1 protein-coding gene is annotated in these 600 nt (G+C 42.7%); it reads left to right on the top strand.

Annotated features, from left to right (window positions below; genetic code table 11):
- Positions 1–176 precede the first annotated feature (176 nt).
- The coding region (locus R7O13_RS28795) for a DUF4442 domain-containing protein (protein WP_318305451.1) at positions 177–600 on the top strand (424 nt) is incomplete at its 3' end.

Consider the following 600-nt stretch of genomic DNA (forward strand, 5'->3'; position numbering starts at 1 on the left):
ACCTTCGGTCAAGCGAGTTTAGTGCGACGAACCTCATGCTTCCTCTACTTGATAAAGGTGAAGCTTTCACTAAAGTATGCTCAATAACTGTCTAGATCTAGCTTTTGTTAACATTTCTTTGACATCCATTTCGTTCGTTGATTAACTGGTCAGAGTAGTTTGGTAAGGAGACCAACATGTTATCAGCAGTACGTCGCGCAAATTTGTATCTCAATCTCTTTGGCTTTTCGAAAGTGCCTCTGATTTGGCTGTGTCACCCAAAAATTATCGCCATTGATAGTAAGCACGTTGAAGTGCGCATTCCACTTAGACGACGAACAAAGAATCACCTAAACAGTATGTATTTTGGTGCATTAGCCGTTGGTGCTGATGTGGCTGGTGGTTTTCTTGCGATGAGCAAAGCTCAGGAAAAAGGCGAGGCGATTTCTTTAGCATTTAAAGGAGTGAAAGCGGAGTTTTTAAAACGTCCAGAAGCGGATGTTCATTTCGTTTGTAATGACGGCCATGTCATTGATGAGATGTTAGACCATACCATTGCCACTGGAGAACGTGTTAATCGTGATGTGAAGATTATCGCACTGTGTCCGAGTCTACATGGGC

The sequence above is a fragment of the Vibrio sp. Y176 genome (assembly GCF_033438945.1).